Raw genomic sequence first — 10715 nt, forward strand, 5'->3', positions numbered from 1 at the left:
GCAATAGTATTGTTGACATCGGATTTAAAGCCCGCTTCCTGACTAATACCATTAGCACCTTCATCAATACGACCAGTAATGATGGCATTCAAGGCTTCTTGCTCAGATAATCCGGCATCGTTATACACTTGAATATTCGGACTGGTTGCTGTCCCTGTTACCCGTACCCCAACCAGGCTTCCTTGTACGGTCTTATTGGCATCGATATCTAAAGTCGGGTTATAGAGAGGGCCATTAAAACGTGCAATCGCACGATTCAAGTCCAGACTTTGTCCATAAGCTTCAATTTTCACTCGCTGGCTGACCCCAATTGCGCCATTGGCACGCATAGCGGTTTCAAGCCCACGTTGTGACAGATACAAACGTCCTGCTAGTGGAATACGACTATCAAAGCCCTGGAAAATGACCTGATTACCTAAATTGACCATGACATCAGCACGGATATCCCAAGGTCGGGCTGCCCTTAATATAGCCAGCTGGTCTTGTCCTTCGTGCACCACCCGTACATCTGAAGATACATTAATCACTGGCGCAGACGCTTCAGGCATAGAAATTAAGGCACGTGGTACCTCCACCTTGCCGCTTAAACTCAATTTTTTACTAAACGGCAGTACATCTAAAGTCAAATCAGGCGTTACCACCGCTGTAATTAACGGTGCCTGACGGATCAGCAGATTTTCACCTTTTAAATGCAACTGAATGCGAGGATCATCTTTCCAGTTTACACTGCCGGTCAATGCGCCTGCACCACGACCACTGTTAAATGCCCCGTTAATAGTGGCATGGTCTTGGCGAATGGAAGAATACACCTGAATATTGGTTAAATTCACCGGCAAGGAAATCATGCTGATGGCACCATCTTTCAGGCGCATTTCACCATTCACTAAAGGCTGAGTTAAAGTACCGCTAATTTTGCCCGCAAAAGATAGGTTGCCCGACAAGGAGCGAACATCCTGAATAAAGGGTTTAAAGACTTTCAGCTGTACCTGATCAAAGGCAATCTCGCCACGCATCGGTTTATTGTCTTTATAAGGATCAATAATCACATTGGCATAGCCGGTACCAATTTCAGGTGTTTTCACATCTAAACGAACCTGTAAACCCGCAGCTACACTTTTTGCCACCACCGCAATTTCATTGTAATTTAGCGTAGATCCGACATCTTGAGGATCTTCAGCAGCAAGCCCAATCACACCATTACGGGTCACCAGTCTGGCATCAATCTTCGGCTTAACCCCTTTTACCCAGGCGGCCTTGGCATAGCCATTCACCTTACCGGTAATTTCCAAGCCTTCTGGCATAAAGGCAGCAAAATCATTCAAATCGACATTTTGGGTTATGAATGAAACATTACCTCTTGTTTTACTGACCCGAATGGGTTGATCAAAGCACAACTGGCTTTGCTGACTCGACCAGCAATGAGCACCGACAAACAATTCACTTTTAGCCGAACTATAAATCACCGAAGCATTTTGGCGTTGTACCAAACGTGCACGCAAAGAGTCAAAATCCCCTCTCTGGATTTGTCCTAACCAATCATTCTGTGCATTAAACCCACCCGCCAGTTGCACGTAGAATTTGGAAATCCGGTTTTGCGCCTGTACTTTCAGGATGTGGGCTTTACGTGTCCCGGCCAGTGAAATTTCACCTTGTTGAATTTCACGCTTACCACTACGCAGGTTTTCCATTTTCGCTGTCATCAGCGTTGGGGTGAGCTCTGAAGTAGGTAATTCACCTTGTATACGCAACTTTTTGACATTGAATAAATTATTAAAACCAAAATCATCGACCGCCAGATTGGCAGTCGCTTGTAGGCGTGGTTGCGATTGCACATTTAAATAGCCATAAGCACGACCACGAAGACCACTGTAAATCTCATACAAGGCTGGTGCATTGATTTTCAATCTTAAGTTCTGTGCATTGCCGGTAGCCTGAACCTGATTTTTTGCGTAAGAAAGATATAAATTATTGGCTTCAAACTGTTGTGGTAAGAAGCCTTTTTGATTTGAATTGATGACCATCGCCAGATTCCCTGTTCCGCGAACAGGTTTATTGTTGATGATACCGGCGATATTCAATTTCTGGATATTGATGCGTTTTAAATTATCGGACCAAACCCCTTCAGTTTTCACATTACCGGACAACTCACCACGCACAGACGAGACAAAATAATGCGGTTTAAAACGTACGAGTGATGCATTGATATTCCAGCCAAAACCATTTTTCAGAGAAACTCGCCCATTGGCAAAAATTTTCCCGGCAATGCCTGAATGTTTCAGTTCATCCACTTTAATCAGCTCTGGTGTACCGGAAATCTTGAACTTGAGCATCCCTTCACTGGCCGGAATCTGGCTGGCATTGAGTGCACCGTCATAATTCACGGCAAAACTCTTAAACGCTCCACCCGCCTTTTGATCATTAAACAAAATAGCTGCCGTACTACGACCGGTTAAACGTACCGTTTCATTATTGCGTTGCTGTGCCAGACGTCCGGTTAAGTTGATTGCATTCAAATGAATAATCTGCTGATTCGGTTTGGCAAAACCATTGGCTTTTACCTGCCCATTAAGCAGATTCACCGGTGCAGCTTCTGCAATCGTCTGCGGATTAAAGTTTTTGGCGTTAACAACAGCATTCCATTTCAATTGACGTTTTTTATTCGGTAAGTCAAGTTTTGCACTGCCCGTTAAACTGCCTTTACCTGCCACATAACTAAAACTTGGAATATTCAAATCATTATTTTTGAGATTGAGCTGAGCAGTGTATAAACCTTCAGGCAACCAGCCCTTATCATTTTTAGTCACCGCCGTGGCAACATGAATATCCTGCTTGCCTTCAACCAGCGCCAATTTGACATCGCCCGATTTACTGCTTAACCAGCCCACATAAGGCACGGCACGATCAATATTCTGCCAGGCCACATTTAGCAGCATCGGATTGGGTTTTTTGCCTTTTTGCTCGGCCTGATCAAGCTTCAGGTTCCAGGTTTCATAGCGGTCAAAATCCACCAAGGCATTTAAATGCAAACCTTGCTGCAAACGACCTTTAGAGGTAATTTTGGCATCCAGACTTGGCGGCAAGAAATCCTGAATAATTTGTGGAATCATTTTGTCTTTAGGATTGATTTTATCTACCCGGCCATTCATATCCCAAGACACATGATCTTTCCAGCTGACGACACCTGCAACATTGACGGCGCCCTTCATGAGCTGACCATTTAAATTGCTAATGTCGAGTTGATTTACCAAATCGGTATGCATGGTAGCGTTATATTGACCTTGCGGAATATTTTTGCCGCTTAAATCCGTGATCGCATCAATATTTAAACGCTGAATATCTCCATTAAATTTTGCCACACCATTGTTGGTATACAGATTTTGTTCCGTCAGCAATGGCCAATGGTATTTTTTAAACTTCAACTCACCAAACATCGGCACATGTTTGCGTACCGGATGCAGTACCACCCAACCGGTTAACAGGTCTGGGTTATTGGTCGCTACACCGGCCTGAATCGTATCTAAAGACCCAGTTGCAACTACTTTAATATCATGAATATTTAGATTTTTATGTAGTGCAGGTATGTTTAGATCACCCACGGCATGTAAAGGATATTTTCCTTCAAATTTCATATTGCCCGTGGCATTTTTTACTGACAGGTATCCCATGTTCATCCGGGAATCTTCAAACTTCAGTTCAGTACCGGACCAAAGCGAGTTATTTAAATGCACATCATAAAACTTGACACTTGACGTAGCAGTTTTAATGAGAAGGTGATCCACATCTGCCGTGTCCAAGCGCAACACAAAGGGCAAACGAATTTCATTAAATTTAAACGGCTCGTCACTTGATGGATTTTTAGTGATAATTTGCAGATTACGTACATCGGCGCTGTTCAGGTGAATTTCTTTTTTAAGAATGGCACGCCAGCCCAAAGTGACATCGGCACGGTCAATCTTAACGTCTACCGGTTTTAAGGTGACCAAAATATTTTTTAAGATGATGCCGCTTAACAGATTACCGCCTTCATATTCATAATGAATAATATGCTGGCGCTCTAACACACGATCCAGCAAGAATTTGCTACCTTTATCGGTACTAAACATCACGGCGAACGAAGCAATCAGCAAGACAAACACGATAAGCAGTGTAAAAAGTACACTCCGTATAATACGACGCTTTTTCGGTCTAGGTGTTTCAGTCTCTGGTTGCTGTTCTACTTCAGCCATAATGTTCTCTAAAAACTAAGATTTATAATTGTGAACCAATAAAGAAATGCAGACGTATTGGATGGTTGTCATCAGAAATACCGGAAGCCACATCTACACGAATCGGGCCAATTGGCGATGCCCAGCGAAGCCCCAAGCCCACACTATAAGCAGTAGGCGTATTGAAATCTTTATCGTAAGCATTACCTACATCACTAAAAATGGCTGCACGCCAGCCTTCTTTAAATTGATAGTTGTATTCCAGTGAACCTACAGCCAAAGCCTGGCCACCGATTTTAAATCCATTTTCTTCTGGCGATAAACTTTTATAATCAAAACCGCGTACCGTTTGGTCACCACCGGTAAAATAACGCAAGTTATAAGGCACTTTGCTAAAGTCTTGAGTCAAGATATAACCTAAATCGCCACGCCCGACAAACTGGTGATTATCATTTTCACCCAATGAATAAATAAAGCGCCAACCTGCATTCAAAATAGCCATGTCTGCATCGGACAATAACGACTCACTGCCAAGTTCCACTTTATAGGTCTGTCTAAAGCCTTTACCCGGATTGACCCGTTTGTCACTGGTAGTCCGTGACGCTTCATAACCGACCAATAAAGACTGTTGCTGTTCGTTTGAATTGGCTAAAAAGGTTTCCGGAATTTCATTCTCGGCAATATCACCATTTTGACTAAGTTGATCTAAACGGTAACGAAGACCAAACGTATGTTGCCAGCTTCCACGCGGTCTTTTAATGATTCTGTCCACCCCCGCAACTGCCGATTCAATCATCAAGCCATTACCCTGTGCCACGTCATCCCGTTCTTCACGCTCATAACCGCCGACGATACTGATGTAGTCATTGATTGGATGGTGATAGGGAATATTATAACGTCCGTCTATAGACTGGCGAATTTGAGAAAATTCCAGGTTGGCATCAAAAGAATGACCACGGCGGTTAACAATGGCACGGCGGTACTGACCACGTACACGTGCGCCTGTATCGGAACCATAACCTAACCCCAGTTCTGCACTATTTAAACGGTCAGCATTTAAAGTCACGATCACGGGAATCTTCTTTTCTTCGCGTGCCTGAACTTTTAAACGTTCTTCTTCAGATTGTTTAGTTTCCTGCTGTGCACGCATTAGACGCAGATTATCATCACTTTCGGTTTCACCTTTACCGGCAAATTGGGTTTCATCTACTACCGATTGCGTGACTTCTTTTGCTGACGCAACCCGTTTTTTATCCTGAACTGTCGCTTCACTTTCAGATAATTTTTGCTGATCGACCAAGGCCTGAATATCTGGCGCTAATTCCAGCGGTTTTTCAATTGGATCAGGACGTATTGCATCTACCAGCGTGTAATTAAAATAACGCGAGTTGGTCAGGTTATTGGCTAAGCCATTGACCCGCCAAAAGGTATAATCCGCTCCATCTTCCCATGAAACCATACTCTGCAAAACATCCATGTCGATTGGAAATGGCTCTGACGGATCGCTCATACGGAATTCAACAGGACCTAACTTATAGCGTTCGCCTGTTTCATAACGCAGATTCACATCGGCAGTATTTTGCGGCTGGGCTACTTTCACGTCATGCAGACGCCAATAGCTGTCAAAATAACCGTTATTGGATGCTGCATCGCTAATCCTGGTCTTGGTTTTTTCATACAGACCATGATTGAAAATGTCGCCCACTTCCTGTTCAGGCAAAAGCCGGATGACCTGGAACTGGGGCTGATTTTCCCCGGCACCGCTAAATTCTATATTCTGTTCTTTAATCTGTACCGGTGCATTTGCAGTTACCCTGACCCGAACACGACTTTCACTGAGTTTCTCGAATTTAAACCCGGCATTATAAAAGCCCACGGCTTGTGCAGCCTGATTAGATAAAGTTCTCAGCTGTGGCAATGCAGAAGGAAAATCGCTAAATGATTCTTTCGTGAAACTGGAAAGTTTTGCCTTAATGTTTGCTTGTAGATTTTCCTGTGCCTGAGCATAAGCCTTTTCTGAAACATTGCTGCTGTTTGGCGTAGGGACAATAATCACATCCGCAGTGATACGATCGACCTTGGCAGTATTGAATTGACGTGGCGGACGAATCTTATATAACCAGCGTTTAAAAAAGTTGGGTTCTTCAATTTCGTCAGTAGGTGCCAGTTCAGGTAAAGTTTTGCCTGCTGCATTGGCTTCGACCACAATCTGGCTATCTGCCTGAATGTTTGACATCAGCTGATCGATATTCACCGGTGCCTGATTAATTTCAACCAGTTCCTGTTGCGTTGCATCAGAAACCACCGCTTCTGTACCGTGACCTGCACGGTATTGCTGGGCTTCCTGTTTCGCCTCTTCCGCCACACGAAAAATTTCATTAGCCATATCTGCACTGACTGGTGTAATCGGCAGTTCTTCCAGATCTTCAAATTCAATCGGCTTGAATTCTTCCAGAGGCTGAGTCGCCTGTTCTTGCTGTTCTAGCATTTGCAGGCTATCAGGTGTGACCGTAGTAGATTGGATGTTGTCTATTTTTTCCAGGTTTTCACTGCTGCCCACACCCTGCTTAACAGCTTCATTCTTGAGTTGTTGCTGGAATTCTGCTTCAGTGATTGGAGAATTGGGCTGAGTAGCTTGTGCAAAACTGTGTTGTGCCAGTAACATGAATACAAGACTGAGTCCGAATCGTTTATGCTCATTGTTCCACTGTAAAATGGAATTGACACTTAAAGTAAGTGTCGACTTTTTAAAATTCAGTTTTGAAAGCATAAAAAACTCTAAACTCATATAATATTTGTAATGGAAATGTCCGATGAAAGCTTGCTAACAAACTCAAATCTATTGGAATTTTCCCAAAAGTATAGGTTGAAAACATCATACATGATTTTTATTGTGTTTTACCAAATGCTCACATTTCTTAATAAAACTTAATGAAGTCCACAAACCATGGAAAAAAATGAACATCTCTTAGGCACACGTCGATTTTTACCGATGTTTGTCACTCAATTCTTCGGGGCCTTGAATGACAACGTCTACAAACAAGCCTTGTTACTGGTCATTACCTATGGTTGGATTAATCAGCAAGCTGCCAGTGTAAGCACACTCAATAACCTTGCGGCCTTACTGTTTATTTTACCCTATTTTATCTTTTCTGCGACAGCGGGACAGATTGCCGATAAATATGAGCGCTCACAACTTGTACGAGGAATCAAGATTCTTGAAATCGTGATTATGCTGATTGGTTCTGCCGGCTTTTTACTTGGTCATTTGTGGCTGTTATTGGTGGCTTTATTTTTAATGGGCACGCACTCGACCTTTTTCGGCCCAATCAAATATGCCATTTTGCCAGAAATTTTAAAGCCTAATGAGCTGATGTCGGGAAATGCCTTATTTCAGTCAGGCACCTCGATTGCCATTCTAGTCGGGATGATTTTAGGCGGTGCGGTTATTTCAGCCTCAGATGGCAATCTGTTATGGATTAGCTTAACGATTGTGACGATTGCCTTGCTGGGATATTTTTCCAGTCGTTTTGTCTTGAAGCAAAAAGTGGCTGCGCCTGACGTGCAAATTGACTGGAACTTTTTTAGAACCAGTTTTCAAACCCTGGGTTATGCCAAAAGTTTACCGGTTATATTCCTAATTTTACTGGGCAATTCCTGGTACTGGTTTTATGGCGCGACCTATCTCACTCAAATTCCACAGCTAACTCAACAAAACCTGCATGCCTCTGAAAACGTGGTCAGCCTGCTATTAACCTTCTTCTCTGTGGGGATTGGCGTCGGTTCGTTATTGTGCCGCAGAATTGGCGGTACAGAAATTAATTTGAAGATGGTCCCTGTTGGTGCAATTGGCCTCACTGTCTTTGCATTTTACCTTGCAGCAAGTCTGGCTTTTGTTCCTGAACGTACAGGCGACATGCTCGGCTTAAAAGATGTTTTTAGCCAAGGCTGGAGTTATTACCATGTCATGCTGGCAGTCACTTTACTTGGCATTAGCGGCGGTTTTTATATCGTCCCTCTCTATGCCATGATGCAAGCCTTTTCACCACAATCCCATCGTGCCCGTGTGGTTGCCGCAAACAACATTCTCAATGCCGTATTCATGGTATCCTCTGCAATATTCTCCATTATTATCTTAAGTATATTTAAGATTGATATTAAAATACTTTTTAGTATTACAGCGATTCTAAGCGCCATTTTCACTACATGGCTCTTGTTTAAACTCAAGCCCATGCTTGAAGCTCAGCAACAAGATGCTTTAGAGGATTAATTTTATGCGCCAATATACCGGTCTCGACAAATTTATTCATTCGTTTGACCAGGCCCTACGCAGCCTTGTTCCCGGAACAACCTCTGCTCATCGCGAAAACCCGGGAAATGAAGTTGAAACCAAGCTCGGTGTCAGTGAAGCACGCCATGTGGCCGGTTTAATGCGGGTCAATCATAGCGGTGAAGTCTGTGCTCAAGCGCTTTATCATGGCCAGGCATTAACAGCCAAACTCCCCAATGTACGCCGGGAAATGGAACAGGCCGCAATTGAAGAACAGGATCATTTGGCCTGGTGTGAAGACCGTTTAAAAGAACTGGATAGTCATACCAGTTTGCTCAATCCGGTGTGGTATGGCCTGTCTTTTGGCATGGGTGCTATTGCAGGTATTGCCGGTGATAAATATAGTCTCGGTTTTGTAGCAGAAACAGAACGTCAGGTGAGTTTGCATTTGCAAGACCATATTAAACAGTTGCCTGAACAGGATGAACGTTCACGCAAGATATTGGTGCAAATGAATGAAGATGAGTTACACCACCGAGATACCGCGCTGCATGCAGGTGGAGTAGATTTACCTGCACCGGTACGTATCACCATGACCGCCATTTCCAAACTGATGACCAAGACCAGTTATTATATTTAACTGGACGGCACATCATTCAAGCTCACTTTAAGGTGGGCTTTTTTGTGACTATGTACTTGAATGTTTATAATAAGTGAGCAATGTATAAATAATCCGAGCCAGTACAATACAGGCCACTACGGCAAGAACAATGTAAATATCATGATGATAGGACAATATTTTTAGCCAAAATACATGTAGCCAGTGGCTAATCTGCAATCCGACACTCACAATCACAAAGGCCCAGATAAAACAGGCAAGCAGATTCACCCCCATATATTTCCATACCGGATAAGCTTTGATCCCGATCGAGATGGGTAAAATGGTTCTGAGTCCCCAAGCAAAGCGCATCAATAAAATAGTCAGCACGGGATAACTGTCGATGAAACTGCTGGCCTGAGCAAATTTTTGTGCCAGTTGTGGTTTGCTTTGTATGATTTTTTGACCATAGCGTGCGCCAATTTGATAGTAAAATTGATCGCCAATAAAACCACCTGCCATCGCGACCGTAATAACAAGCCAGAAATGAAAAATATGCTGATGCACCGCATAGGCACCAAGGATCAGGACGGTTTCACCTTCAAATAAGGTACCGATAAAAATGGCAAAATAACCATAATGTTGCAACAGATCAGTCCAGTTCATTATTTATGTGTCTGATAACAGACTTTCTATCTTCGACAGATTTCCATTCATTGCAAAGACAAGCCTGGTTGCTTTTTTAAGCATTTATATTTCATCAGTACAATCAAGTGACTTTACTGTTTATTTCCATCCCTCACATCGCATCAATATTGCTGTTTTTAGCTTAATCGAGTCAGTCGTTAACATTATATATTCATGCTCACCCTTTTGACGTCAGATTTATACTGCGACACCTCAGTGAGTACGCTTGATAGTTCTTCTGTAAATTTGACTATTTTATTAGCCTATATTTTTATTCACTTACAAAAAGCTGTTTTTAAAGCGCTTTTATCTTTCAAAATAATTGATTCTAAAATATCAGAAATCGACCTGTGTTCTTGTAAGTTTTAACGTACAACACTTGTCTAAAATTTTATTAGCATAGATAAGCTTTTATCGCGCCGTAAGATACTTTCATTCTTGTACAATTTATTCAATACGATGAGCAAATCTTATAAAAACATTCATTCGTATTTTTTATAAAAATAAAAATTATTAAAAGCAAAAAACAAATAAAAAAATAATTTAAGGAGCAAGGTATGTCTACCCAGTTCAATTTTGTCTCTGTCAAAAAAAAATCTAATATCCATTTTGACGGCTGTTCAATCAGTCACGTAATTGAGTTGAAAGATGGAAGGAAAAAAACATTAGGTGTGATTCTGCCCACTGAGCGTCCCCTGGTTTTTGAAACCCAAGTCGCTGAACGCATAGAAATTGTTTCAGGCAAGTGCTTGGTTCAAATTGGCAATAATCACGAGAGTCAAACCTATTATGCGGGCGAGTCTTTTTATGTTCCTAAAAAGACCCAATTTAAAATCATCGCAGATGACATTATTGATTATGTTTGTCATCTCGAGGATCGTTAAGATGTGCTGCACGGCATTAGCTCGTATTTAAACCACAATAAAAAAGCCCGACATCCTAATCTGCACCCCGA

The 10715-nt window shown here is 42.4% G+C and carries 6 protein-coding genes; 3 read left to right on the forward strand and 3 right to left on the reverse strand.

Features of this window, described 5'->3' with window-relative positions; translation table 11 throughout:
- The coding region (locus B2Y23_RS12030) for a translocation/assembly module TamB domain-containing protein (protein WP_291371040.1) at positions 1 to 4226 on the reverse strand (4226 nt) is incomplete at its 3' end.
- Between the two features lie 22 nt (positions 4227 to 4248).
- Positions 4249 to 6975, reverse strand: a complete 2727-nt coding sequence (locus B2Y23_RS12035; protein ID WP_291371042.1) for an autotransporter assembly complex protein TamA — start codon at positions 6973 to 6975, stop codon at positions 4249 to 4251.
- A gap of 177 nt (positions 6976 to 7152) precedes the next feature.
- On the opposite strand from B2Y23_RS12035, the gene B2Y23_RS12040 reads away from it, so the two are divergent.
- Together B2Y23_RS12040 and coq7 are read left to right on the forward strand one after the other, a co-directional pair.
- The gene (locus B2Y23_RS12040) at positions 7153 to 8475 is read left to right on the forward strand and encodes an MFS transporter (protein WP_291371044.1); all 1323 of its coding nucleotides are present in this window, start codon (positions 7153 to 7155) and stop codon (positions 8473 to 8475) included.
- A 4-nt stretch (positions 8476 to 8479) separates the two neighbouring features.
- Positions 8480 to 9115, forward strand: coding sequence for a 2-polyprenyl-3-methyl-6-methoxy-1,4-benzoquinone monooxygenase (gene coq7 / locus B2Y23_RS12045; protein WP_291371046.1), 636 nt, complete (start codon positions 8480 to 8482; stop codon positions 9113 to 9115).
- Between the two features lie 48 nt (positions 9116 to 9163).
- Here the strand turns inward: coq7 and B2Y23_RS12050 are convergent, their stop codons facing one another.
- A complete protein-coding gene (locus tag B2Y23_RS12050) occupies positions 9164 to 9739 on the reverse strand; it encodes a DedA family protein (protein ID WP_291371048.1) in 576 nt (191 codons plus the stop codon).
- Between the two features lie 578 nt (positions 9740 to 10317).
- On the opposite strand from B2Y23_RS12050, the gene B2Y23_RS12055 reads away from it, so the two are divergent.
- Positions 10318 to 10644 (forward strand): pyrimidine/purine nucleoside phosphorylase, encoded by a 327-nt coding sequence (locus B2Y23_RS12055; RefSeq protein ID WP_291371050.1) that lies wholly within the window; start codon positions 10318 to 10320, stop codon positions 10642 to 10644.
- Positions 10645 to 10715: the final 71 nt, after the last annotated feature.

Source organism: Acinetobacter sp. UBA5934 (genome assembly GCF_002430855.1).
Lineage (GTDB): Bacteria > Pseudomonadota > Gammaproteobacteria > Pseudomonadales > Moraxellaceae > Acinetobacter.

What these genes read in the sequence shown, in the direction of transcription:
- B2Y23_RS12040 (WP_291371044.1), top strand. Translation starts at nt 7,153, where the DNA reads ATGGAAAAAAATGAACATCTCTTAGGCACACGTCGATTTTTACCGATG.
- B2Y23_RS12055 (WP_291371050.1), top strand. Translation starts at nt 10,318, where the DNA reads ATGTCTACCCAGTTCAATTTTGTCTCTGTCAAAAAAAAATCTAATATC.
- B2Y23_RS12050 (WP_291371048.1), bottom strand. Translation starts at nt 9,739, where the DNA reads ATGAACTGGACTGATCTGTTGCAACATTATGGTTATTTTGCCATTTTT.
- coq7 (WP_291371046.1), top strand. Translation starts at nt 8,480, where the DNA reads ATGCGCCAATATACCGGTCTCGACAAATTTATTCATTCGTTTGACCAG.
- B2Y23_RS12035 (WP_291371042.1), bottom strand. Translation starts at nt 6,975, where the DNA reads ATGCTTTCAAAACTGAATTTTAAAAAGTCGACACTTACTTTAAGTGTC.